Source organism: Polynucleobacter necessarius, from assembly GCF_900095175.1.
Classification (GTDB): domain Bacteria; phylum Pseudomonadota; class Gammaproteobacteria; order Burkholderiales; family Burkholderiaceae; genus Polynucleobacter; species Polynucleobacter necessarius_I.
In genome coordinates this window covers 444,095-467,095 of sequence record NZ_LT606946.1, presented here as the reverse complement: position 1 = coordinate 467,095, position 23,001 = coordinate 444,095, and the positions used below count along the sequence as shown (strand labels likewise).

Below are 23,001 nucleotides of genomic sequence, written 5' to 3'. Positions count from 1 at the left end.
GGCTTAATGCCCGCTTTTTCTTTGCTTAAAAAGAAGCCGAAAAATTAGCCAAGGGATTGTAGAATGAAGCTTATTGATTCAATCAGGACCTCATTAGGATTATGAAATTCAGGGACTACTACGAAACACTTGGTGTAGCACGTGGTGCAACCGAAGCAGAAATTAAAGCGGCTTACCGCAAGCTAGCCCGCAAATATCACCCAGATGTGAATAAAGAAGTTGGCACAGAAGAGCAGTTTAAAGCTGTTGGCGAAGCCTACTCTGTACTGAAAGACACTGAGAAGCGTGCGGCATACGATCGCATGGGCGCCAATTGGAAAAATGGTCAAGATTTCACTCCACCACCAAACTGGAATGAGGGCTTTGAATGTTCCGACGGCAACTATAGTGGCGGCCATGGTGGATTTGGTGGCGGCTATGAGGGTGATCAAAGCGAATTCTTTGAATCTCTTTTTGGCAGAGGTCGCCATACTCAAGGCGGTCGAGGTGGCAACCCCCGTCAAGGCATGAACTTTAAAGGCCAAGATCATCACGCCAAAATCTTGATTGATCTTGCTGATGCCTATAACGGCGCAAAACGTACCATTTCCCTGCATATGCCTACGCAAGATTCCAATGGTCATGTCAGTACCCAGGAACGCAAACTTGATGTCAGCATCCCCAAGGGCATCAAGGCTGGCCAAAATTTACGCTTAGCCGGACAAGGCGGTCCAGGTATGGGCACAGGTGGTGCAGGTGATCTGTACCTTGAGATTGATTTTCATGCAAACCCTATTTACCGTGTCGACGGGAAGGATGCATATCTAGATTTGCCATTAGCCCCATGGGAAGCTGCGCTAGGCACAACCGTTAACATCCCCACCCCTGCCGGCTCCACTCTGGAATTAAAGATTCCAGCTGGCACAGCAACCGGTCGCAAGATGAGACTCAAAGGAAAAGGTATTCCCAGCAAAGAAGCTGGTGATTTATACGTTGTACCAAATATTGTTTTGCCTAGCGCCGACACCGATGCCCAGAAAGAAGCTTATCAATCACTAGAGAAAGCTTTTGATTTCAACCTCAGAACCCACCTGAAAGGATGATGAACATGACACAAACAAAAATCACCTGGATTGAAGGTAGTCTTGTTGAGGAAGAAGTGCGCATGAGCATCGTGGAAATTTCACAGGCCACGCGCGCACCAGAGGATCTCATCATGTCATGGGTAACAGAGGGCGTCTTGAGTCCTACCGGCTCCTCACCTGAAGACTGGCGTTTTAGCGGGGACTCTCTCAAGCGCGCAAAAACTGCCGCTCACCTGACTCATGACCTCGAACTCAATACCCCTGGGGTTGCCTTAGCACTTGATCTCTTAGATGAAATCACCCGCCTACGCAGCCAACTGCTTCGTAGCAATTTAGGTTAATTGCGATTGAATTCAGGCTTACTCAAACGCAATCCCAAGCAAGCCAAGGACATTAGTCTTTTTTCTGCGACCGCGCTGGGTATCGACGGGATGATGGGTGCAGGCCTTTACTCCCTCTTGGGTTTAGCGAGTTCGCATGCTGGCACTCACGTGCCACTAGCCTTTCTGATTGGGGCCATCGCAGCCTCCTTCTCGGTGTACTCTTACGCAAAACTTGGCGCCACTTTTCCGAGTAGTGGTGGTGCAGCGACCTTCACAGTCATGAGTTATGGCCCAGGAATTATTTCTGGCGGCATTAATCTATTTCAATACATCGCCTACCTCATTGCTGCCGCTTTATACGCAGCAGGTTTCGTTGAATACACCAATACCATCTTTGGGGGCGACCTCTCCCCCATATTGCTGAAATGCATTACCGCAGCAATCATCTTGATTTGTACATTCCTAAATCTTTTGGGGCCAAGTTTGGTTGGCAAGGCCGAGACATTTGCAATTGGTCTGGTTGTGATTAGCCTTCTTGTATTCTCAGCCATGGGATTTCATCAGGCAGATTTCAAGAGCTATCACATGGCTGGCGGTTCGATTGAAGGAATTGCAGTGGCTGCAGGTATTCTCTACATTAATTTCCAAGGCTTCGGGGTGGTGACTAATTCTTCGTCAGCCATGAAGAGCCCACAAAAAGAATTATCTCTTGCCATGTTTTCAGCACTAATCTTGGTAACGATTGCGTATCTAGCAGTGAGTACGGCAGTTGTGTTGCTCATACCCTTAAACGTTATGCAAGTGGATAATGGCCACGTGCTTGCTGATGCTGCAAAAATCGTGGCAGGCAAAATTGGCTTTATTGTTATTAGCATTTCCGCCTTACTGGCCTGCGCTGCAGCGGTCAATGCCACAATTTTTGCAGCCTCCAATATCGCAGCTGATCTTACAGAAAAGCATGAAGTCTCTAGCGCCCTAGGAAACTCCGTACTGAAGAGCAAGCTCCGCGCGCTTACCATCTCCTCCATTGGCGTAATTATTCTGGCATTACTCTTCCCACTCAATGAAGTGGGTCAAATGGCTAGTCTGGCGTTTCTATTGGTTTATGCCATTGTGAGCTACGGACATATTCGCGTACATAAGCAGACAGGGGCTAGCCCAAAAATTTTGTGGTGTACAATTGCAATCAATCTGAGTTTATTCACTGCCCTACTAATTAATGCAATCAAGACCGCACCATCGAGTGCCATTGCCCTACTGATTGCTCTTGTAGCATCTTTTGGGCTTGAGGCATTTTCACTGCTCAAATCCAAGCGGCATAAATTAGATTAAGACTCTGAGCGACTTAAGAGTAATTCCCAGCGCTGTAACTTGATATCGAGATCAGCAGTAATTTCGGATAAGCGTGCTTGCATGCTGGCTGCTAATTCAGGCTCGTTCTTATAAAGGTCTGGATTACTCATCGCAATACCAATATCCGCCTGCTCCGTCTCTAGCGCCTCGATTTGCAAAGGCAATACCTCAAGCTCCTGACGCTCCTTGCCATTGAGCTTTTGCACGCCACTTTTTGTAGCCACAGGCTTAGCTTCAACTTTTGGCTCGACCTTTAACTCTTGTTTCGGCTCAGACTTAAGGCCACCATTGGCAGCGCGGATCTTATCTGAGCGTGCTTTCTGAATCTTCCAACCTTCGTAGCCACCTTCATACTCACGCCAGAATCCATCACCCTCATTAGCAATGATGCTGGTGACCACGTTATCCAAGAAGTAACGATCATGACTCACTAAAAACACAGTGCCCTTGTAGTCCTGCAATAACTGCTCAAGCAAATCGAGAGTATCGATATTCAAGTCATTGGTTGGCTCATCAAGAACCAAGACATTTGCAGGACGAGCAAATAAGCGTGCCAACAATAGGCGGTTACGCTCTCCACCAGACAAAGTGCTGACTGGTGAATTGGTACGCTCTGGCGCGAATAAGAAATCGCTTAGATAGCTTTTAACGTGTTTCTTATTACCATTAATTTCGATCCACTCACTACCTGGGCTAATGTAGTCCTCTAGTGAAGCATTGAGATCTAAGCCTTCGCGCATCTGGTCAAAGTAAGCTACCTCAATGCGTGTACCCATGGTTGCCGTACCAGAGTCCGGCGTAATTGTTCCGAGAATTAATTTGAGGAGCGTGGTCTTACCAGCGCCGTTAGGACCAAGCAATCCCACTTTATCGCCACGCAAAATGGTTGCTGTGAAATCCTTCACAATCGGACGATCATAGGATTTAGAAACATTCTGCAGATCAGCAACAATCTTGCCGCTTCTATCGCCAGCAGACACTGCTAGCTTGACCTGCCCAACCGCATCACGTCTTTGTGAGCGAGTGGTACGAAGTGCTTCGAGGCGCGCTATACGGGCAACGCTGCGAGTACGTCTTGCCTCAACCCCTTTACGAATCCAGACCTCTTCTTGAGCGAGCAATTTATCCGCCCGTGCATTGGCCAAAGACTCAGAATTCATTTCCTGATCTTTTAATACTTCATAGGCCGAGAAGTTACCTGGATAGGTACGTAAGATGCCGCGATCCAGCTCAACAATTTGTGTGCAAACGTTATCCAAGAAGGCGCGATCATGAGTAATCAGAATCACTGAGCCTTTGTATTCCTTGAGCAAATCTTCCAACCAAGAAATTGAATCCAAATCCAAATGGTTAGTAGGTTCATCTAATAGCAAAACATCCGGCATCTCTACTAGAGTACGTGCTAATGCAACTCGCTTTTTGGTGCCGCCCGATAGCGTATTGATCTTGACCTCAGCCTCTAAATGCAAACGATCCAAAGTCTCATGTACGCGCTGCTCCCAATTCCAGCCACTTAAGGCCTCTAATTGGGATTGCACTTCATCAAGACGATGGTGGGCGGCATCGTCCCACTCTCCTATGCTCAGAGCTTCATATTCTTCGCGCAGAGCCTTGGCTTGGGCCACACCCTTAGATACCGCATCAAATACAGTCTCCTCAGCCTCAAATATAGGCTCCTGAGGAACATAAGCAATACGGAGGCCTTGCTGATATTGCAGCAAGCCATCATCCATTTTTTCTATGCCAGCTAGAATCTTCAGCAAAGAAGATTTGCCTGTGCCATTGCGGCCAATTAAGCCAACCCGCTCCCCAGATTCCAATGAGAAAGCAGTATTTGCGAGGAGGTCAACGTGGCCAAAAGCCAGTTTTGCATCAGTGAGTACGATTAAAGCCATGGCGACATTATCGTCACTTCATCCAAAGTGGTGATATTTCCAATAAACATGGGATTGAGAAGTAGAATTTACCCAGGCAATACACCTAAATAAAGAGATAAATGACCTGTAAGCTCAGTCCTAGCGCACCACGACTTATCCTCTTTGCCGGACATGCGGGCACTGGTAAAACCACTTTGGCAAAAAAGGCACTCCCCCTCATTGTGGAAAAGACGGGCGAGAGCTTTTTCCTTTTAGATAAAGATACCGTCTATGGCGCCTATAGCGCTCATGTCATGGAACTCACTACCAATAACCCCAATGATCGTGATAGCCCTTTCTATCTTCAGAACCTCAGGGATTGGGAATACGCAGGCCTCATCGCCATCGCCAAAGAAAACCTCCAGCTAGGCGTCAACGTCATCCTAGTAGGCCCATTCTCGAGTGAAGTCCAAAGTGGTCGAATGTTCAACCCCGATGAGCTTGGAGTGCCCGGTGTATCTAGCATCAGAATTGCTTGGATTGATCTAGATGAGAACGAGGCTAAGCAGCGCATGCAAAAACGCGCTGACCCAAGAGATCAATACAAATTGGAGCACTGGGATCAATACACCAAACGCAGAGTTGAGCCGCCTGAGCACATAGCAATACAGCGCTTTGATAATCTGCACTTTGATGAAGCCAAGTTTGAAAAGCTAATTGATCACCTGATTCAATAAACGGTAGACAAAAAAATAGAGCCCCTAAGGGGCTCTATCTCAAGAACTAAGAACTGAATTCTTAGAACTTGTAAGTCACACCAACAGCTGGCATCCATGGGTTCAGAGTTAACTTTCCGCCATTTGCACCAGTTGTGGTATCCGTAACATTAGTAGACATGGTTGCATACTTAACATCGACGTTTAGACCCCAGTTTTTATCAAACATATAGTCCATACCAATTTGACCAACTACGCCAAAGCTTGAGTTATCAACTGAGTACGCGCCATTGCCTAAGTTATTACGGCTACTGAAAATTGTGTAGTTCACACCGGCACCAACGTATGGCTTAAATGCGCCAAAGTTTGTAAAGTGGTACTGAAGCAATAATGATGGTGGCAATGCCTTGATTGAACCCAACTTAGTTTGGCTGGCAGTGTAATTAATATCAATTGTCTGCGGGTAAGTCAAAACTAATTCAGCAGCAATATTTTTAGTAAAAAAGTAAGAAATATCTAACTCAGGAATAACTTTATCTGCGGCCTTGACATTGGCTCCCTGTACAACCGCTCCTGATTGACCGTTTTGCCAAAGCAGACACAGCACGTACACGAATCATTCATGGATTCTCGCTTGAAGATTGAGCTTGAGCGGCGATTGGAGCCAATGAAGCTACTGCTGCCATAGCGGCTACTAGAGTTTTAATGCGCATGATGTACCCTTTTTTGTTATCAATTTGATGAATCTATTTTCAAATTGAAGATGGGCTTGTAATTTGATGCAAATCAAATACAGAGGCTGCAGAAATTTATTCTTGGTTTTAAACCAACACTATTTTCATGAGTTTTTGATCTAGATCAAATGAGCGCGAGTTCTCACTTAATTTCACTTAAAGTACTTTGGAATAAGTACCTTTAGCTTGAGATTCCCTCAGATGGCGATCGAAGGTCATTGCTACACGTCGAGCTAGGAGTCGGCCTTTAATAGGTACAACCATCTTGACACCCTGCCACTCCAGCAGGCCCGCCTCTTCCAGATGCTTTAGCTCTTCAATCTCTGTCTTGAAGTAACTTGAGAAGTCGATGTGATGAGACTTAGCAAATAAATCCGTGTCCAGTGCAAATTGGCACATTAACTCACCGATTAATTCACGGCGTAGTAAATCATCTTTATCTAATTGCAGACCTCGGAGTGTGGGCAGATGGCCTTCATCGATTGCCGAGCAGTACTCGTCTAGTGTGCGGACATTTTGTGAGTAGCTATCATCAACCTTACCAATCGATGAAATCCCAAAAGCTAAGAGATCACATTCAGCTTGCGTGGAATAGCCTTGAAAATTGCGATGTAGCTTACCCTCTGTTTGGGCAATCGCCAATTCATCATCTGGCTTGGCAAAGTGATCCATACCAATAAAGACATAACCAGCTTCGCCTAATCTCTCGATCGTGTTTGACAAGATATCCAACTTGTCCGCAGTTCGAGGTAAGTCTGCCTCAGCAATTCTGCGTTGGGGTTTAAAGATGTGGGGTAAGTGCGCATAGTTGTAAACCGAGAGGCGGTCAGGACTCATCTTCAGAACAGCATCAACAGTCTCCCTAAAAGTCTCTGGAGTCTGTTTCGGTAAGCCATAGATCAGATCAACACTTCTGGACTTAAATCCATACTTCCTAGACCAATCAATTACCGCTTGAGTTTCTTCAATGGTCTGCACGCGATGCACTGCTTGCTGTACCTCGAGGTTGAAGTCTTGAACGCCAAGGCTGATACGGTTAAAGCCCAGCTCAGCCAATAAGGCAATATCGGCCTCAGTGACTCGTCGTGGATCAATCTCTATCGAGTATTCACCGCCAGGAAGTAGGTCAAAATGCTCACGCGTATGGTGCATCAACTCAATCATCTCTTCGTGAGATAAAAATGTCGGTGTACCCCCACCCCAATGCAACTGAGTTACTGGTATTTTTTTCTGAGCACCCATGGCAGCACAAACCATTGCCATCTCTTTAGCCAAATACTTAATGTACTTAGCGCTGCGACCATGATCTTTAGTAATGATTTTGTTGCAACCACAGTAGTAACAAATATTGGGGCAGAACGGTAAATGGAAATACAGGGACAGCGGCTCATTGACTTTAGCTACACGCTGCAAAGCACCTAAATAATCAGACTCACAAAACTCATTGTGAAAGCGATCAGCGCTAGGGTATGAGGTATAGCGCGGGCCATTGATATCAAACTTCTGCAATAGCTCTGGATGAAAAAGTACTTCTTTTTCATTTTGTTTAGATTCAAAATCTACAGAGCTCATCAGAAATTAGCTTATTGAATTATTGGGATAGGTAATCAAGCGCGACTGCTTCTGCCACTTTAATCCCATCAACCCCTGCCGACAAGATACCGCCCGCATAGCCAGCACCCTCACCCGCAGGATAAAGACCTTTGACATTCAGGCTCTGGAGGTTTGGACCTCGAGTAATTCGCAAAGGGGATGAAGTGCGGGTTTCAATGCCAGTCAATACCGCATCTTTCATTGAAAACCTCTTAATCTGCTTTTCAAAAGCAGGGATCGCCTCTCGAATTGCCTCAATCGCATAAGGAGGCAAGGCATCAGCAAGGTCCGTTAGGTGAACGCCGGGCTTGTAAGAGGGCATTACGGAACCAAAGTCTGTAGAGGCCTTACCAGCAAGGAAGTCCCCCACCAATTGGCCTGGGGCCTCGTAAGTGGACCCACCCAACTCATACGCCTTAGACTCCAAAGCCCTCTGAAATTCAATGCCCGCTAGTGGACCGCCTGGATAGTCTTCTGGGGTAATGCCAACAACAATTCCTGCATTGGCATTACGTTCATTACGCGAGTACTGACTCATGCCATTTGTCACAACACGATTAGGCTCAGAAGTAGCAGCAACCACCGTTCCACCGGGGCACATACAGAAGCTATAGACTGCACGACCATTCTTGGCGTGGTGTACTAACTTGTAATCAGCCGCCCCTATGAGCTCGTTGCCAGCATGCGGACCTAAGCGTGCTTTATCGATCAAGGATTGTGGGTGCTCAATTCGGAAACCTACTGAAAAAGGCTTTGCCTCCATATACACGCCTACTGCATGCAATGCCTCAAAGGTATCGCGAGCACTGTGTCCAAGGGCTAGTACCGCATGATTAGCAGGCAAATCTGGATGCCCCTCAATTTTGACTCCAGCAATCCGATCATTCTGAATATCAAAACCAATCACTTTCTGCGAAAAGCGGATCTCTCCACCAAGCTCAATAATTTCTTGGCGCATTCTTTCGACTACGCCAACTAGGCGGAAGGTTCCAATATGTGGCTTTGCTACATACCGAATTTCTTCTGGGGCGCCTGCTTTAATAAATTCGGCAATGACCTTACGTCCATAAAACTTGGGATCTTTAATTTGACTATAGAGCTTGCCATCAGAAAATGTACCCGCCCCGCCCTCACCGAACTGCACATTGGATTCTGGATTGAGGACATTCTTACGCCATAGACCCCAAGTGTCTTGAGTACGCTCACGCACGGGTTTACCTCGCTCCAATACGATAGGCTTAAAGCCCATCTGCGCCAATACCAAAGCAGCAAAAATTCCACAGGGGCCAAAGCCAATGACGACCGGACGCTCAAAGTTTACACTCTTCACTTGCGAAGCATTAGCAACAAAGTGATAGCTAGTATCTGGGAGTGGCCTTACATGAATATCGTTCGAAAACTGCTTCAGCAATTTTTCTTCGTTCTTTACCGATAAATCAACGGTATAGATGAATGCAAGGGCGACATTTTTTCTGGCATCGTAGCTACGCTTAAAAACGTCCACCCGAATCAAGTCTTGAGCCTGAATACTCAAGCGCTTCAAGATCGCCTCCTCCAATGCCTCAGGGGCATGGCTAATGGGCAAGCGAAGTTCGGTAATACGGATCATGGGACTCTACGATACACAGTAAATCAGGGTAATTTTCTAAATAATACTGGGAGATCTAGCCTATCCCCTTTAAAAGGCGATAATGCGCCATGGCTCTACGCGCAACTATCCACAAAGCCGACCTCCACGTCGCAGACTCTGACCGCCACTATTACAGCAGTCACTCCCTCACCATCGCAAAGCATCCCTCAGAAACCGAGGAGCGGATGATGGTACGCATCATTGCTTTTGCTCTTCAAGCTCAGGAAGATCTGGCTTTCACTAAAGGCTTAAGCGATACCGACGAACCTGACCTCTGGGTTAAGGATCTCACTGATGCCATCAAGCTGTGGATTGAAGTCGGTCAACCAGATGAACGTCGTATCCTCAAAGCCTGCGGTCGATCAGATCAAGTCATCGTCTATTGCTATGGTGGACACACTAGCAAAATCTGGTGGGATGGGATTGCGAATAAATTAACTCGTGCCCGTAACCTTCAGGTGATCTCCATTCCTGCGGAGCAGGCCAATGAACTTAACAAGCTAGTCGAGCGCAGCATGGTTCTGCATGTCAATGTTCAAGATGGGGAAGCTTACGTTTCTTCAGATATGGGGCAAGTTACTATCACCCCAGAAATCTGGCGCAATTAACAGCAATGAAGCCAGTAGTTTTGGACACCAATATCTTGTTAGATATTTTTGTGTTTGATGACGAAAGGGCTGCTAATCTGAAACAGGCGATTGTGAATGGGAGTATTCCAGTAATCGCCAGTCAAAAGACTTTATTGAAGTTTGCCGATGTCATCTCTCGCCCGCTCTTTCAGCTTGATAGCGCAGCTCAAGCAAGCATTTTGACTCAATGGCAATCTATCGCGCAGCTACATGATGATTCCAATTTATCTAGCGCGCCTTGGAAATGCGAAGACCCCGATGATCAAATTTTCTTAGATCTGGCTTATCAATTAAGACCATCGATACTCATTAGCAAAGACAATGCCGTACTGCGCATTGCCAGTCGAGCCGCTCAAGAAAATATTTTGATTACCAGCGACTACAACGCTTTTAGACCTGAGAGCTAAAGCGCAATTCCTTGGCCGCTTCAGCGGCAATCTCAAATGATCTTAAGCGGGCTTGATGATCGAATATTTGCCCAGTGATAATCATTTCGTTAGCACCCGTTTGATCGAGCCAATACTGCATCTCCTTTCTGATCGTCTGCATAGACCCAACTGCAGAGCAGCGCAATGCATGAGCGGCAGTGGCTTTTTCGTGAGACTCACAAAAGTCATCTAAATTTTCAATCGGTGGCGGCAATTGCCCACGAGTATTGCGGCGCATACGAATGACGTTCTGCTGCAAAGTAGTGAAAAGATGAATGGCTTCTTCATCTGTATCGGCAGCCACTACATTCATCACAAATGCACAGTAGGGCTTAGCTAGCTTATCGGATGGTTTAAATAATTCACGATAGGTGGCCATTGCATCAATAAGTTGCTCAGGAGCAAAGTGTGAGGTAAAGGCATAAGGCAGGCCAAAGTGAGCCGCCAATTGAGCACCATACAAACTGGAGCCCAATATCCAAATTGGTACTTCGGTATCTGCCCCCGGAATTGCCTTTACAGACTGCCCCTCCTGAATAGGGCCAAAGTAATGTTGCAACTCTCGTACATCCTGCGGAAAGCGAGCATCGCTTCCCAATAAATCGCGACGTAAGGGGCTCTGGCTGTCATTTGATCAGTTCCAGGCGCACGCCCTAAGCCCAACTCAATTCTTCCTGGATAAAGAGACGCTAGTGTGCCAAATTGTTCTGCAATAATTAATGGAGCGTGGTTTGGCAACATCACCCCACCAGAACCAACCCGAATGGTTTTTGTACCGCCAGCAATATAGCCAACCAAGACTGCAGTGGCAGAGCTGGCATTGCCGGTCATATTGTGATGCTCAGCCACCCAATAGCGGGTATATCCCAAAGCCTCCGCATGCTGGGCAATATCCAAGGAATTACGTAAGGCATCTGCAGCAGTAAATCCCTGAGGAATGGGAGATATATCTAGAATGGAGTACGGGACAGAATTTGTCATTCGTAGATCATACTGAGAAAGCGGTTTTTTGACATGAGTAAACCAAAAATGGCAGACGCTGATGGCGGCATCTTTAAGCCGGGTAGCAAACTAAGGCATATCAAGACAGGCGGATTTTATAAAGTCGTGCTGCTTGCTAACGTTGAAGCCAATCTAGAGCCAGCCTATGTCTATGAATCCCTCCAGTCGCATGACTTTTGGATCAGACCAAAAACGGAGATGGAAGACGGTCGATTTGAATTGATCGATGCCTAAGCTAAAGACAGAGGAAATGAAATGACTGAAGATCGCATCACCAACCTTGAAATTAAACTCAGCTTTACTGAAGATTTGATTGATCAACTAAATCAAACTATTTACAAGCAACAGCAACAGATTGAGTTTTTATATCGTGAACTAAAGTCGATTAAAGAGCAGGCTAGCAGTGGAGATGGTGCAAGCAATACCAACCCTAAAGATGAAGTTCCTCCACACTATTAAAGCCCTGATAATATTTAAGGGAAATATTGCAGTTCATTTAAAAAAGGATGTTTGTTATGGGTAACTTAGTGCTGTTTTTAGTTCAGTGGGGTTTAACCTCTCTATCCCTCTGGGTCGCCAGCTACCTTTTTAGTGGATTACGCTTCGCAGATGGCGGCTCACTGCTCATCGCCGCCCTGCTACTTGGCTTTGCCAATGCCATAGTGAAGCCTTTATTAATTCTCTTCACGCTACCCCTCACCGTCCTCACCATGGGACTCTTTCTGCTGGTAGTGAATGCCTTAGTGCTGATGCTGGTCTCTGCTGTTGTGGGTGGCTTTACGATCTCCAGCTTCGGGACCGCATTCTTTGCGAGCATTTTTATTTCTTTATTCAGCCTGTTTATCAGCGGCTTACTGTTTTAAGAATTACTCCGCCCCAGGGTAAATATCAGACCAGGGGTGGAGCGCATCTCGGCAGGGGTGAGATTTTGAGGTCATTGATTTAGCATTCTCCGCCAAAATACTGACACCACCCGTTAAGAATTCAAGCCCAATTGAAACGGCGCTATTGACGACCCCGGCCTGGTTAATACCCGCCTTAGGATTGGTTAGCGTGCCACCCATCTTTACCAGACCTGCCAAATCAAGACCACTAGTGAGACCTGATTTTTCTCGTGGATCAACCGTGAGGTTAACTGCTTCAGTTTTCAGATTGATAGAGCCAGCCAAGACTGCATCTAGCCTATCCGTTTCAAGCCCAACCGTATTGGCTATATTGATCAGGCCATTATTAATTAGTAGGTAGGCAACCGCACATTCCAACACCGTATCGCTCGTTTTTTTACGCAGAGGATTCATAGAATCCAATAGTGTGACTACGAAATCACCAGCATCATTTAAAAAATTGGTTCCCATGAGGGCTTGATTGATGCTCAACTGAATCTTGCCACTTGAATTAGCCGAGAACTGATGAAGACTGTTTCCTGAAGTCTTGATATCAAATGCCAACTTCATGCCACCACCACTCACCTTGGAGCTTGGATCGAGTCTGGCTAATAACTCTTCTAGCGTGAAATCTTTTGTCACACCTTTTGCTGCTAATGTGGGATTTGCAGTGTTGGTCTTTGAGAGATTCACCTGCAAATCGGCGCTACCCTTCCCCATCTGAAATCTTAGATTTGGGATATCAATTGCACTGCCATCCAACTGCAAAGTAGCCTGGAGATTTTCGATTGGTTTGCGCTTTGGTAAACCCAACTCAGTAATGTCTATGACAATTTTCCCCTTGGCCTGCGGTATTGCGTCAAAAGGAATGATCTCATCACTAAATACATATCTAGACTGTGGGTTTTGGGCTTGGCGCACTGCTGGCGCTGGCTGAGCGCCACCTACAGCCTGAGGAGCGGGGTTGGTGGCTGCATCGAGAGTTGGCCAGCCAAATGACTTTGAGCTTAAGGCCAAATTAATCGAGGGCATAGCTTTCGGAGGCTTGATGATCTCACCTTTAATCAATAAAGATTTGCCATTCATATTGAGAGCTAGGTCCAGCGGGAACCTAGTTAATGCAACGTCCCATTGCTTGAATAACTCAGAAAGTGGGCCTGTTTTTCCACTCAGCCCAATACTCTGCCCTTGAGTCTGCATGTCGAGGGAGATGACTGTTTTATCGCCACTCTCCGCCAGCGACATCCGTTTAATTTGGTAGCTTGAGATTGGCTTAGCTGCATCTTGATACTGAATTTGAGCATCCCCAATAGAAATGCTATTCATGTATATCAAATTATTACCAAGCGAAGAAGTATCCGTAGTGTCATTACCAGAAGCAGAAGCGGGAGCAGCGCTAGACATTTCTGCACTCATATCCCAATTTGCTTGACCAGATGGATTTCTTTGGAGAAGTAGCTCTAAGCCAGTAAGTTTCACGCTGCCAACCTCAATACGCTTACTGAGTAGCGGCAGAGCTTTAACATCTAACTCAATCCGCTTGAGAGTGAGCATTTCAGGCTTGGATGCCCAAGAGGCATTACTCAAACTTAAGCGCTCTGCTGTAACAGAAATTCCCGGAAAAAAACTCAAGGTCACAGGACCGCTGATTTTTAAATCTCGTCCAGTAGCCGCCTTAACTGAACTGGAGAGCAACTTCGTTAGCTGGACTGGATCTACTGTGGAGCTTGCGTACCAAGCCCCCAATATCAATAGGAGGATGATCCCGCCCAAAGCACTGATGATGATCCCGCCCAAAGCACTGATGATGATCTTGATTGATTTACTCATTGTCAGTTGATTCTAAATTACCCTGCTCGCTGTCGACTAGAATAGATCTATCTATTTTTAACTAAGATCCCCATGAATACCACTGCCAACCTTCCAAAATGTCCAGCCTGCCAGGAGGATATGACCTACCCTGACGGTGAGAATTTTGTTTGCGCTCAATGTGGCCATCAGTGGCCCATGGCAGCTAGCGTTGAAGAGGATGAAGGCACCCCTCATCGTAAAGGATGCTAATGGCAACTTACTAGCTGATGGCGACACTGTAACCCCGATTAAGGATCTCAAAGTAAAGGGGTCATCAACCACCCTCAAGGTTGGAACAAAGATTAAGGGTATTCGCTTGGTTTCTGGCAATCACGAGGTTGACTGCAAGACAGAGGCTGGCAAGATGTTGCTCAAAGCCTGCTTCTTAAAGAAGGCGTAGTTCTAAATAAAAGACCATCAGACTCAATACGAGCTCCGATGGTCTAAAGCCATTAAGAAGCAGCGCCAGCCTTTTTCAGGACTGTATACAGCTGATCCTTTAGTAAAAGCTTTTCTTTTTTCAGGGTCTCAATTTCTTCGGGGGTGCTGGGTTCGGTATGAGCCTCCATTCTCTGAATCTTTTGATCCAGATGGTTATGCTTATCAAATAAATGAGAAAAGTGACGATCTGATGTTTTCAGCTTAGTAATTAACTCGCGATATTCAGGGAACATAGATTCTCTTTGGGTTGAGGTTATTCATAACTGCCACTTCAGTGTAGCAAGTTAGCACTCAAATTCAAGTTCCCCGCCCCTCTTCAATATGACTAAAAAAACAATTGGATCTTGACCCTTGATATTGCAAGGTAAATCCCCATATGGGTATCAGCAAAAGTGGGTAGAACTGAAGTAATATCCACTTGTGCACCAAGCACATTAACTACCAATAGGAAGGGTAATAGACCATGGCTACAAAGAAGTCTCCAGCAAAAAAGAAAGTAGCTACTAAGGTGGTAAAAAAAGCCCCTGCAAAGAAAGCCGTTAAAAAAGTTGTCGCTAAAAAAGCGGTAGCCAAAAAGGCCGTAAAGAAGGTAGTGAAAAAACCAGCAACTAAAAAGCCTGTCGCTAAAAAGCCTGCCCCAAAGAAAGCTGCCAAAAAATCACCCAAGGCAGCTGCGCCAAAGAAACTGAAAGTCGATCAATACGGACTCGAGGAAGATGATGAGTTCTACGGCTTGTACTTTGCCAAATCAACCAATAAGGGTTTAGTTGAAGTTAAACCTTGCACCTTCTCGCTGATGTACTGGTGGAAAGGTCTGCTTGGCTACCCTGACATGATCGATATCTCCAAAGATGGCAATACAGCGATGTTGCAACTTGAATCTACCTTTGGTGGCAGTGATTCCGGTGAAACTGAATTGACAGAAAAAGATGTCTTTGATGTGGACCACATTATTGAAGTCGACGAACAAGAGCAACTAGTTTCACTCTACTCTTACGTGCCTATTCCTGTGCCAGAAAAGTTAATTGGTGCATTGGGCCTCTCTATTCTGAATATCAATCCAGAAACCCGTTATGGCAGCCTCGAGATCTGCTCCACAGATAACGAAGAAGGCGAGAATGAACACTTTCTACGCTATCGCGCAGCAACGTATTTGCGTGGCGTGAAATCAGGCAAGGTTGAGGCTATCGAAAGCATGGTTACCAACGGTTCAGAGTTCTTCGGGCTCGCCTTAGACGCAATGTGTGTCAATAAATCGATTAAGAAATGGTTGCTTAGCTAAGCTGCCTTACCTTAATAGCTAGTACACCTAAAAATGTAAGTCATAGGAAAGCGGTCGTTCACTGTTTTACGAGATTCGACAATCGTGGCGCCTCGCTTTCCTAGTTTTTTACACTCTTCTGCTGCAGCCGCCTGAGCCTCAGTATCCTTAGCGGATTTAGGGGCATGCACCCCAACCGTTCCATCCGACTGTCGATAGACTCCGAACTCGCTCGGCGGTGTTGAGCAAGCCAATAGAAATAGGCTAAGGCTGGACACCAAAATCTTCAGAGAAAGTTTCATGGGCTTGCATCCAATATCAAGTAAATATTGACCCATTCTAACGAGCTTTCATAAATACACGCCTTAAGCAAGCTAAGTCAATTTCAATTAGGATTGAAGCTTGTTTCAATATCAATCTACTGAAAGATCGCCATGAAGGTATTTGCCATTAATCCCCTCACAAAAGAAATCCACGCTATGGAAATCGCTGATACAAAAGAGACGCTTCAAGAACTTATTGGTTTTAGCACGATCGATTCAGATGAAATTGATGATAACGGTGATCGACTCTTCTTTGATGAAGAATGCTTCATTAGACAACAGGGTAATGTGGGCCGCTTTAAAGTAGATAGTCTTGCCCCGGTTGCCGGAATTGGCGTGATCGTTAATAGTCAAGATGGCAAGACCTTTCAGTCCGCCATCATCAATGCAGAAGAACTACTAAAACGAGTGACTTATTTATAGCCCACTCTATCGAGTAATCTTTGGGCGGCAATTTGGTTTTTACCAATAGCCGCAACAGAAATGTTTTCAGCCTTAAAGGGTCCTAACATTTTTAGCCCTTCATTTTCAATCTTGACCGACTTCACTACAGGCCACTCGTTATTGCCATTAGCAAAATATTCTTGAGCTGAATCGCTCGCTAGATATTCCAGGAACTGGATAGCAGCTTGTGAATGCGGTGCATTCTTGGCTACGCCACCACCTGCAATATTGATATGCGTACCAGTAGTTTTCTGATTTGGCCAAACAAAACCAATCTTAGCAACAATGGCTTGATCTTCTGGCTTAGTGGAACGCAAGAGTCTCACTAAGTAATAAGAATTTGTTAAAGCTACGCCACACTCGCCAGATGCAACTGCTTTGATTTGATCGGTATCGCCACCCCTTGGAGGGCGTGCCATGTTAACAACCATACCTTTGGCCCACTCTTCTGTAGCAGCCTCCCCACGACGCTCAATCATGGCGCCGATCAGTGACAGCATGTAAGGATGGGCACCTGAGCGCGTACAGACCTTACCCCTATTCACCGGCTCAGCTAATTTCTCATAGGTGTCAACATCTTGCGGGTTCACCTTAGCTTTGTTGTAGACCACGAGACGAGCTCTCGTTGAAAAACCAAACCAGGTTGATCCATCAGCGTCAGGCTTAGATCGCAAATTAGCCGGGATACGACTCTCTAAATACTTCGAATATATTGGCTTAAAAAAGCCATCAATTTGTGCGCGCCAGAGTCGAGCTGCATCTACCATCAAAATAACATCTGCCGGACTATTGGCACCTTCACTTTTGAGCCTCTCAGCTAGGGCATTGTCATCAGCCTCGATACGATTAATCTTGATCCCCGTCTTTTTAGTGAAGTCACTGTAAAGCGCTTCATCGGTTTGGTAGTGACGAGCCGAATAGAGATTTAATTCTTTAACCTCTTGGGCATACACTGGCAAAGCCATAAAAAAGCTTAGAACCAATGTGGCTCTAACTAGGAATTGGGATATTGATTGACTTGCCATTGTTGTATTTACGATCAGAATTAGAATAAATCTAATGTATCACAAATACGAATGATTATCAATTAAGATTTAGAAATCACCCTGGAAAGCAGTAAAACCGGGAAAAGCCCAACTAAAACAATCGTTAAGGAGGGTAAAGCCAGCTCAGCAAGACGTTCATCTGCCGCTAATTGATAGGTAGCCACAGCCAAAGTATCAAAATTAAAGGGGCGCAATAGTAGGGTTGCTGGCAACTCTTTCATCACATCCACAAAGCCAAAGAGGCCGGCTGTAATGAGACTTCGTTTTAGCAAGGGTACATGTACCCGCCTCAAAATCTGTGCCTTAGATAAGCCTAAGAGGGCCGCTGAAGCATCCATAGATGGAGTGATGCGCGCGAGCCCAGCCTCTACACTTTGCAAGCTGGAGGAAAGAAAGCGGACCAAATATGCGTAGACCAGGACCAGCATGCTCGCAGATATCCACCAAGCGAGCTGAAAAATCTCTAGAAAAGAAAGGATGCCGATGGCAAGTACCGCACCAGGGAGTGCATAACCAAATCCTAGCAATCGATTGACCCAGCTTAAGCGAGCATTCATTCTCACCGAGTAAGCAAAAAATACTGCCAGCACAACCGAAATGACTGCAGTCAAAACTGAAACAGATAAAGAATTACTCAACCAGTCTAGATATCGAATATCAATTGTCAGACCTTGCTTAAAGAGTAATTGCACGAGTGCAAATGCTGGCAACAAGAATCCGCACAAGAGCGTGGCACCACAAAATGCAAATGCAAAAAAAGCCCCCTTACCGCGCAGAGACTTAGCCAATGTCTTACCTCTTGATGATGAGGCATAACGCAATTTTGAACGGCTACTCTGCTCAATAAAAAAGATGAGTAGGACAAAACTCAACAGGCCCAAAGCAAGCTGCACCGCAGCCACACGGCCACCAAAAGAAAGCCAAGCCTTAAAGATGCCCGTTGCAAAGGTCTGCACACCAAAGTAAGAAACCGCTCCAAAATCAGCCAAGACCTCCATGAGTGCCAAGGCCATGCCGGCGAAGATAGCTGGTCTTGCCATAGGTAGCACTAACTTCATAAACCCTTGCAGAGGACTGTAGCCAAGCGTTTCTGAAACCTCAATCAATCGACCGCTACGCTCTAGAAATGCAGTACGAGTAATGAGATAGACATAGGGAAAGAGGCAGAATGAAAAAGACCAAATAGCCCCACTCAATGAACGCGGATCTGGAAAGAACCATAGCGACTCCATTCCCAGCATGCTACGAAGGCCACTTTGTATCGGCCCAGAAAACTGCAGCAGATCTACAAATAAATAAGCCATGACGTAAGTAGGGACGGCCAAGGGAAGAATTAAAGCCCACTCAAATATTTTTTTACCCGGAAAATCATAGCTAGCGATGATCCAGGCATTGCCCACACCCAGAATAAATACCCCCACCCCAACACCGAGTATGAGTACTAAGGTGGAGGCAATATATCCGCCCAACACAAAGCTCCACAAATGACTCAGGGTGCCGCTGACTAATAAATCACTTCCCGGAAATAGGAATGGTGCTGCCAAGCCAAATAGGGGCAAAAATAACAACAGGGCAAGCGGCACCACAATACGATTCATTCAATCCACAATCCGTTTAGACTCTAGCTATGTATTAAACCACTAGCATTAATGAGAAAATTATAGAGATGAACTCCACTCACACACTGCTTTCTATCAAACAGCTGGAAATTGACTATCCCAGCCTAGATGGTCAAGGTCGCGTAACGGCTGTCAAAGGTCTCAATCTAGATCTTGCCCAGGGTGAAATTGGCTGCCTACTGGGCTCCTCAGGCTGCGGGAAATCAACCGTTCTGCGAGCTATTTGTGGATTTGAGCCAGTAAAAGCAGGTGAGATCTTGTTGCGAGATCAGGTAGTGAGCTCTGCCTCCATTCATACTCCGCCTAACCTAAGAAAAGTAGGCATGGTCTTTCAAGACTTTGCCCTCTTCCCCCATCTGAGTGTTTTAGAAAATATTGCCTTTGGCCTTCAGCATCTCCCAAGCCAGCAAAGATCCAGCGTTGCCAAGGAGTGGCTTGAAAGAGTTTCACTTTCAGATAAGGCTGATGCCTACCCTCATGAACTGAGTGGCGGACAACAACAACGAGTGGCGCTGGCAAGGGCAATGGCTCCGGAGCCTGACTTAATTTTGCTTGATGAACCCTTCTCTAGTCTGGACATTGAACTGAGGGAGCGCCTTGCAGGTGAAACCCGAGATATTCTCAAGGCAAATAATATTACCGCCTTGCTCGTGACCCATGATCAATTTGAGGCATTTGCAATTGCCGACAAAACGGGTGTCATGGCTGACGGTAAAGTCATTCAGTGGGATGTTCCTTATGAGCTCTATCACCAACCAGTCAATCGATATGTTGCAGACTTTATTGGTCGCGGCGTCTTTGTAAAAGGGCTTGTTCAACCCAACAATAAAGTCAGAATCGAGCTGGGTGAATTAGATTTAGAACCTGGACACACTGGAAAAGTGGGCGATCAGATTGATGTTCTCTTGCGTGCAGATGATATCTCCCATGATGATCACAGTCCCATGCAAGCAGAAGTAGTGCGCAAGATTTTTCGTGGCGCTGATTTTTTATACACTCTCAAACTCGCCTCCGGAGTAGAGATTTTTGCTTTCGTTCCCAGTCACCATGATCATGCCATTGGAGAAAAAATTGGCATCTATTTAGCGGCTGATCACGTTGTGACCTTTAACGATTAAACCCCTTTACTGATGAGAGATGTTATGCGCAAGAAAATAGATAAAAACGTTATTATTTCCAGCACGATTGCTATTGCTGCCGCCTTCATTTTTGAATATCTCGTCAGAAAATCGCTGCCAGTAGATTCTCCTTATTTATAGCTCGGCTGGCTTGCACTGCCCCTGGCATTTGTAGTGCAAAGAACGCTTCTAAAAGAACTCAATAAGCGCTGAGCATTCCTAGTAGTAAGTCAGTGCACTAGCCTTACCCTTAAAGATGCGATAAGAAAACAGGGTGTAGCCCAAGATGGTTGGCAAGACAACTATCGCACCCCAAAAGATTACCCACAGAGATTCGGTAGCAGCGGCAGCCTGCCATAAGGTCATCTCCCCAATAATGACATAAGGAAAGATGCTGTATGCAATCCCAAAGAATGACAGCCAGAAGATGGCCACTACGCTGGCAAATGGCAACCATTCACGGGCGCTGGTTTTCTTTTCAACAGCATCAATAAAATGATGCGTTAGTAAAAACAAAATTGCGGTTGCAATGGGCACTGGAGATAACCAAAGAATCTGTGGCCATGCAAACCATTTATCCATGATCTCAGGACTAAAGTAAGGTGTCGCCAAAGAAACCAGTGCGACTCCAAAAGCCGTTAACCACAGACTGGTTTTGGCCCATATAAAAGCACGCTTCTGCAGATTGCCTTCTGTTTTTAAAATAAGCCAAGTTGATCCGAGCAAGATGTAACCTGCTGGCAAACAAATGGCGACCAAGATAGAAAATAGCCAACCCAAGAGGCCTGATTCAAAACCCACAATCAGACGTCCAATCATGATGCCCTGGGAAATTGCCGCTAACAGACTACCCACATAAAACAAAAAGTTCCACAAAGGCTTTTGTTCAATATTGACCTTAACTCTGAAGTCAAAAGAAACACCCCTCAAAATGAGGCCCAGCAACATCACGGCGACTGGTAAATAGAGCTCAGTCAAGATCAAGCCATGCGCCAATGGAAATGCAACCAATAGCAACCCCACCCCTAATACGATCCAAGTCTCATTAGCATCCCAAAAGGGGCTAATGGATGCAATCATCATATCTTTGTCTGGATCAGAGGCACGGTTCAATAACATCCCAATGCCTAAGTCATAACCATCGAGCACAACATACGACAACATCGCAATACCCATAGCCACAAAGAAAAATAGTGGCAACCATACCGATGCCTGAGTCAGATCCATGGAGTTCATGATTAGGCGCCTTGTGGAGTTTTAACGGGGGCTGCTTTAGCAGGGTGGACGTCAGCAGCGCCCTTCTCATCTGCTTGACGCGCCAGATAAAACACTGCCCATATATAAGCGATGAGCAAGCCAATATAGACGGTGATATACATCAGTAAGGTCGATAGGATCATATTTGACGGCAATGTCGTTACCGCTTGAGCCGTGGTTAACACCCCAGTCACCAGATAAGGTTGGCGACCAATTTCTGTCACATACCAACCTGATAAAACAGCTACCCAGCCAGAGAAAGTCATCAAAACTAGAACTTTAGCTGTCCACTCCGGCAAGACTCGAGTACCCCGCAGTTGCCAACGCGCAAACCAAGAAACTAAGAGCATGAGAACACCTACACCCACCATGATTCGAAACGCAAAAAATACAGGGGCTACTGGTGGAATCTTGTCTCCAAAAGCATCTAAACCTTTAACCTCTCCATTCCAACTATGTGTCAAATAGAGTGAAGCTAATTTGGGAATACTCACTTCATAATCATTAGAGCGAGTTTCCTGATTGGGAACGGCGAAGATAACTGCAGGCACTCCAGAACCACTCTCCCAGATACCCTCCATCGCTGCAAGCTTAGTTGGCTGATGCTCTAGAGTATTAAGGCCATGCATATCGCCCAGCATAATTTGCACGGGAATTAAAACCATCGCTACTGTAAGTGCAAGCTTCATCACCATGGCATTAGCTATTGATCGACTATTACGTAAATAACGATAGGCTGAAATACCAGCGATAAAGAATGAGACTGTTAAGAATGAAGCGAGCAACATATGTCCCAAGCGGTAAGGCATGGATGGATTAAAAATGATGGTCATCCAATCAACCGCATGAGCTTTGCCATCAATCATGATGAAACCTTGCGGAGTTTGCATCCAAGAATTTAAGGCAATAATCCAAAATGCTGAAAGGCTTGTTCCAAAAGCAACGAGAAAAGTGGCCATGGTGTGCATTCTGGCGGAGACGCGCTTTGCACCAAAAAGCATGACGCCTAAAAAAGTGGCTTCTAGAAAAAAGGCGGTCAGTACTTCATACGCCAATAGTGGTCCGGCAATGTTGCCGACAGTTTCCATATAGCCAGGCCAATTAGTGCCAAACTGAAAGCTCATGGTGATGCCGCTCACTACACCCAAAGCAAATGTCAAAGCAAAAATCTTGACCCAGAACTGATAAGCCTCTTGCCAGTATTCCAATCCCGTGCGATTAAATTGAATCTTGAAAAACAATAGAAACCAGCCTAAGGCAATCGAGATTGTCGGAAACAGAATGTGAAAAGAAACATTGGCGCCAAACTGAATGCGATTAAATAAAAGTGAATCGAGCACGGCAGCTCCCAATAATTGAATTTCTATAACTGATTGTTGCACCAATTAAATAATGCTGCTGAACCCTTGCCGTTTAAACGCCCTACAAT

General features: G+C 45.7%; 23 protein-coding genes and 2 pseudogenes. 13 read left to right on the top strand and 12 right to left on the bottom strand.

The genetic code is table 11. The features are described from left to right. The first annotated feature begins 101 nt into the window (after positions 1-101). From DXE44_RS02515 to DXE44_RS02505, 3 genes are read left to right on the top strand one after another with little or no spacing between them, the layout of a single operon-like run. Positions 102-1,082, top strand: a complete 981-nt coding sequence (locus DXE44_RS02515; RefSeq protein ID WP_114652396.1) for a DnaJ C-terminal domain-containing protein — start codon at positions 102-104, stop codon at positions 1,080-1,082. Between the two features lie 5 nt (positions 1,083-1,087). Then, positions 1,088-1,405 (top strand): chaperone modulator CbpM, encoded by a 318-nt coding sequence (locus DXE44_RS02510; RefSeq protein ID WP_114654316.1) that lies wholly within the window; start codon positions 1,088-1,090, stop codon positions 1,403-1,405. A 6-nt stretch (positions 1,406-1,411) separates the two neighbouring features. Beyond that, entirely contained in the window at positions 1,412-2,719 is a 1,308-nt protein-coding gene (locus tag DXE44_RS02505) for an APC family permease (protein WP_162785858.1), read from the top strand. On the opposite strand, the gene DXE44_RS02500 is transcribed toward DXE44_RS02505, so the two are convergent. Beyond that, positions 2,716-4,635, bottom strand: a complete 1,920-nt coding sequence (locus DXE44_RS02500) for an ATP-binding cassette domain-containing protein (protein WP_114652392.1) — start codon at positions 4,633-4,635, stop codon at positions 2,716-2,718. The genes DXE44_RS02505 and DXE44_RS02500 overlap by 4 nt on opposite strands. A gap of 101 nt (positions 4,636-4,736) precedes the next feature. On the opposite strand from DXE44_RS02500, the gene DXE44_RS02495 reads away from it, so the two are divergent. After that, the gene (locus DXE44_RS02495) at positions 4,737-5,333 is read left to right on the top strand and encodes a P-loop nucleotide/nucleoside kinase family protein (RefSeq protein ID WP_114652390.1); all 597 of its coding nucleotides are present in this window, start codon (positions 4,737-4,739) and stop codon (positions 5,331-5,333) included. Between the two features lie 61 nt (positions 5,334-5,394). Here the strand turns inward: DXE44_RS02495 and DXE44_RS02490 are convergent, their stop codons facing one another. The 3 genes from DXE44_RS02490 to DXE44_RS02480 all read right to left on the bottom strand — a co-directional run bounded on the left by DXE44_RS02490 (position 5,395) and on the right by DXE44_RS02480 (position 9,248). Next, positions 5,395-5,919, bottom strand: coding sequence for an OmpW/AlkL family protein (locus DXE44_RS02490; protein WP_231970549.1), 525 nt, complete (start codon positions 5,917-5,919; stop codon positions 5,395-5,397). A gap of 283 nt (positions 5,920-6,202) precedes the next feature. Next, positions 6,203-7,618, bottom strand: coding sequence for an oxygen-independent coproporphyrinogen III oxidase (hemN, locus tag DXE44_RS02485; protein WP_114652389.1), 1,416 nt, complete (start codon positions 7,616-7,618; stop codon positions 6,203-6,205). Positions 7,619-7,637: 19 nt separating this feature from the next. Then, entirely contained in the window at positions 7,638-9,248 is a 1,611-nt protein-coding gene (locus DXE44_RS02480; RefSeq protein WP_114652387.1) for an NAD(P)/FAD-dependent oxidoreductase, read from the bottom strand. An 89-nt stretch (positions 9,249-9,337) separates the two neighbouring features. Here DXE44_RS02480 and DXE44_RS02475 point away from each other — a divergent pair, with 89 nt between their 5' ends. Continuing rightward, on the top strand, positions 9,338-9,877 hold the full coding sequence (locus tag DXE44_RS02475) for a YaeQ family protein (RefSeq protein WP_114652385.1): 540 nt from the start codon (positions 9,338-9,340) through the stop codon (positions 9,875-9,877). Between the two features lie 5 nt (positions 9,878-9,882). Then, the gene (locus DXE44_RS02470; protein ID WP_114652383.1) at positions 9,883-10,305 is read left to right on the top strand and encodes a putative toxin-antitoxin system toxin component, PIN family; all 423 of its coding nucleotides are present in this window, start codon (positions 9,883-9,885) and stop codon (positions 10,303-10,305) included. Here the strand turns inward: DXE44_RS02470 and DXE44_RS11305 are convergent. Then, positions 10,289-11,307, bottom strand: a pseudogene (locus DXE44_RS11305) (LLM class flavin-dependent oxidoreductase). The gene DXE44_RS02470 and the pseudogene DXE44_RS11305 overlap by 17 nt on opposite strands. 33 nt (positions 11,308-11,340) lie before the next feature. On the opposite strand from DXE44_RS11305, the gene DXE44_RS02460 reads away from it, so the two are divergent. From DXE44_RS02460 to DXE44_RS02450, 3 genes are read left to right on the top strand one after another with little or no spacing between them, the layout of a single operon-like run. Then, positions 11,341-11,562 (top strand): hypothetical protein, encoded by a 222-nt coding sequence (locus tag DXE44_RS02460; protein WP_114652381.1) that lies wholly within the window; start codon positions 11,341-11,343, stop codon positions 11,560-11,562. Positions 11,563-11,583: 21 nt separating this feature from the next. Next, positions 11,584-11,787 carry a SlyX family protein gene (locus tag DXE44_RS02455; RefSeq protein WP_114652379.1) on the top strand — a complete coding sequence of 68 codons (204 nt, stop codon included), beginning with the start codon at positions 11,584-11,586 and terminating at the stop codon, positions 11,785-11,787. A gap of 56 nt (positions 11,788-11,843) precedes the next feature. Beyond that, the gene (locus DXE44_RS02450; RefSeq protein WP_114654315.1) at positions 11,844-12,191 is read left to right on the top strand and encodes a phage holin family protein; all 348 of its coding nucleotides are present in this window, start codon (positions 11,844-11,846) and stop codon (positions 12,189-12,191) included. 3 nt (positions 12,192-12,194) lie between these two features. On the opposite strand, the gene DXE44_RS02445 is transcribed toward DXE44_RS02450, so the two are convergent. Next, positions 12,195-14,042, bottom strand: coding sequence for an AsmA family protein (locus DXE44_RS02445; protein WP_114652377.1), 1,848 nt, complete (start codon positions 14,040-14,042; stop codon positions 12,195-12,197). 72 nt (positions 14,043-14,114) lie between these two features. Between DXE44_RS02445 and DXE44_RS02440 the strand changes: the two are divergent. Next, a pseudogene (locus DXE44_RS02440) lies at positions 14,115-14,463 on the top strand (zinc ribbon domain-containing protein YjdM). Between the two features lie 52 nt (positions 14,464-14,515). Here the strand turns inward: DXE44_RS02440 and DXE44_RS02435 are convergent. Next, positions 14,516-14,737 carry a YdcH family protein gene (locus DXE44_RS02435; RefSeq protein WP_114652375.1) on the bottom strand — a complete coding sequence of 74 codons (222 nt, stop codon included), beginning with the start codon at positions 14,735-14,737 and terminating at the stop codon, positions 14,516-14,518. A 230-nt stretch (positions 14,738-14,967) separates the two neighbouring features. Here DXE44_RS02435 and DXE44_RS02425 point away from each other — a divergent pair, with 230 nt between their 5' ends. Beyond that, positions 14,968-15,786 carry a hypothetical protein gene (locus tag DXE44_RS02425; protein WP_162785857.1) on the top strand — a complete coding sequence of 273 codons (819 nt, stop codon included), beginning with the start codon at positions 14,968-14,970 and terminating at the stop codon, positions 15,784-15,786. 11 nt (positions 15,787-15,797) lie between these two features. Here DXE44_RS02425 and DXE44_RS02420 read toward each other — a convergent pair whose 3' ends face one another. Further along, entirely contained in the window at positions 15,798-16,067 is a 270-nt protein-coding gene (locus tag DXE44_RS02420) for a hypothetical protein (protein ID WP_114654314.1), read from the bottom strand. A gap of 132 nt (positions 16,068-16,199) precedes the next feature. Between DXE44_RS02420 and DXE44_RS02415 the strand changes: the two genes are divergently transcribed. Beyond that, positions 16,200-16,511, top strand: coding sequence for a hypothetical protein (locus DXE44_RS02415; RefSeq protein ID WP_114652369.1), 312 nt, complete (start codon positions 16,200-16,202; stop codon positions 16,509-16,511). Here DXE44_RS02415 and DXE44_RS02410 read toward each other — a convergent pair. Beyond that, positions 16,502-17,497 carry an extracellular solute-binding protein gene (locus DXE44_RS02410; protein ID WP_114652367.1) on the bottom strand — a complete coding sequence of 332 codons (996 nt, stop codon included), beginning with the start codon at positions 17,495-17,497 and terminating at the stop codon, positions 16,502-16,504. The two genes, DXE44_RS02415 and DXE44_RS02410, sit on opposite strands and share 10 nt — an antisense overlap. Before the next feature lie 122 nt (positions 17,498-17,619). Further along, the gene (locus DXE44_RS02405) at positions 17,620-19,176 is read right to left on the bottom strand and encodes an ABC transporter permease (protein ID WP_114652365.1); all 1,557 of its coding nucleotides are present in this window, start codon (positions 19,174-19,176) and stop codon (positions 17,620-17,622) included. A 68-nt stretch (positions 19,177-19,244) separates the two neighbouring features. Here DXE44_RS02405 and DXE44_RS02400 point away from each other — a divergent pair, with 68 nt between their 5' ends. Continuing rightward, on the top strand, positions 19,245-20,315 hold the full coding sequence (locus DXE44_RS02400) for an ABC transporter ATP-binding protein (protein ID WP_114652363.1): 1,071 nt from the start codon (positions 19,245-19,247) through the stop codon (positions 20,313-20,315). A 219-nt stretch (positions 20,316-20,534) separates the two neighbouring features. Here the strand turns inward: DXE44_RS02400 and DXE44_RS02395 are convergent, their stop codons facing one another. After that, a complete protein-coding gene (locus DXE44_RS02395; protein ID WP_114652361.1) occupies positions 20,535-21,551 on the bottom strand; it encodes a cytochrome d ubiquinol oxidase subunit II in 1,017 nt (338 codons plus the stop codon). 2 nt (positions 21,552-21,553) lie between these two features. Then, on the bottom strand, positions 21,554-22,912 hold the full coding sequence (locus DXE44_RS02390) for a cytochrome ubiquinol oxidase subunit I (RefSeq protein ID WP_114654313.1): 1,359 nt from the start codon (positions 22,910-22,912) through the stop codon (positions 21,554-21,556). Positions 22,913-23,001: the final 89 nt, after the last annotated feature.

What these genes read in the sequence shown, in the direction of transcription:
- DXE44_RS02515 (WP_114652396.1), top strand. Translation starts at nt 102, where the DNA reads ATGAAATTCAGGGACTACTACGAAACACTTGGTGTAGCACGTGGTGCA.
- DXE44_RS02510 (WP_114654316.1), top strand. Translation starts at nt 1,088, where the DNA reads ATGACACAAACAAAAATCACCTGGATTGAAGGTAGTCTTGTTGAGGAA.
- DXE44_RS02500 (WP_114652392.1), bottom strand. Translation starts at nt 4,635, where the DNA reads ATGGCTTTAATCGTACTCACTGATGCAAAACTGGCTTTTGGCCACGTT.
- DXE44_RS02495 (WP_114652390.1), top strand. Translation starts at nt 4,737, where the DNA reads ATGACCTGTAAGCTCAGTCCTAGCGCACCACGACTTATCCTCTTTGCC.
- hemN (WP_114652389.1), bottom strand. Translation starts at nt 7,618, where the DNA reads ATGAGCTCTGTAGATTTTGAATCTAAACAAAATGAAAAAGAAGTACTT.
- DXE44_RS02480 (WP_114652387.1), bottom strand. Translation starts at nt 9,248, where the DNA reads ATGATCCGTATTACCGAACTTCGCTTGCCCATTAGCCATGCCCCTGAG.
- DXE44_RS02475 (WP_114652385.1), top strand. Translation starts at nt 9,338, where the DNA reads ATGGCTCTACGCGCAACTATCCACAAAGCCGACCTCCACGTCGCAGAC.
- DXE44_RS02470 (WP_114652383.1), top strand. Translation starts at nt 9,883, where the DNA reads ATGAAGCCAGTAGTTTTGGACACCAATATCTTGTTAGATATTTTTGTG.
- DXE44_RS02460 (WP_114652381.1), top strand. Translation starts at nt 11,341, where the DNA reads ATGAGTAAACCAAAAATGGCAGACGCTGATGGCGGCATCTTTAAGCCG.
- DXE44_RS02455 (WP_114652379.1), top strand. Translation starts at nt 11,584, where the DNA reads ATGACTGAAGATCGCATCACCAACCTTGAAATTAAACTCAGCTTTACT.
- DXE44_RS02450 (WP_114654315.1), top strand. Translation starts at nt 11,844, where the DNA reads ATGGGTAACTTAGTGCTGTTTTTAGTTCAGTGGGGTTTAACCTCTCTA.
- DXE44_RS02445 (WP_114652377.1), bottom strand. Translation starts at nt 14,042, where the DNA reads ATGAGTAAATCAATCAAGATCATCATCAGTGCTTTGGGCGGGATCATC.
- DXE44_RS02435 (WP_114652375.1), bottom strand. Translation starts at nt 14,737, where the DNA reads ATGTTCCCTGAATATCGCGAGTTAATTACTAAGCTGAAAACATCAGAT.
- DXE44_RS02425 (WP_162785857.1), top strand. Translation starts at nt 14,968, where the DNA reads ATGGCTACAAAGAAGTCTCCAGCAAAAAAGAAAGTAGCTACTAAGGTG.
- DXE44_RS02420 (WP_114654314.1), bottom strand. Translation starts at nt 16,067, where the DNA reads ATGAAACTTTCTCTGAAGATTTTGGTGTCCAGCCTTAGCCTATTTCTA.
- DXE44_RS02415 (WP_114652369.1), top strand. Translation starts at nt 16,200, where the DNA reads ATGAAGGTATTTGCCATTAATCCCCTCACAAAAGAAATCCACGCTATG.
- DXE44_RS02410 (WP_114652367.1), bottom strand. Translation starts at nt 17,497, where the DNA reads ATGGCTTTGCCAGTGTATGCCCAAGAGGTTAAAGAATTAAATCTCTAT.
- DXE44_RS02405 (WP_114652365.1), bottom strand. Translation starts at nt 19,176, where the DNA reads ATGAATCGTATTGTGGTGCCGCTTGCCCTGTTGTTATTTTTGCCCCTA.
- DXE44_RS02400 (WP_114652363.1), top strand. Translation starts at nt 19,245, where the DNA reads ATGAACTCCACTCACACACTGCTTTCTATCAAACAGCTGGAAATTGAC.
- DXE44_RS02395 (WP_114652361.1), bottom strand. Translation starts at nt 21,551, where the DNA reads ATGAACTCCATGGATCTGACTCAGGCATCGGTATGGTTGCCACTATTT.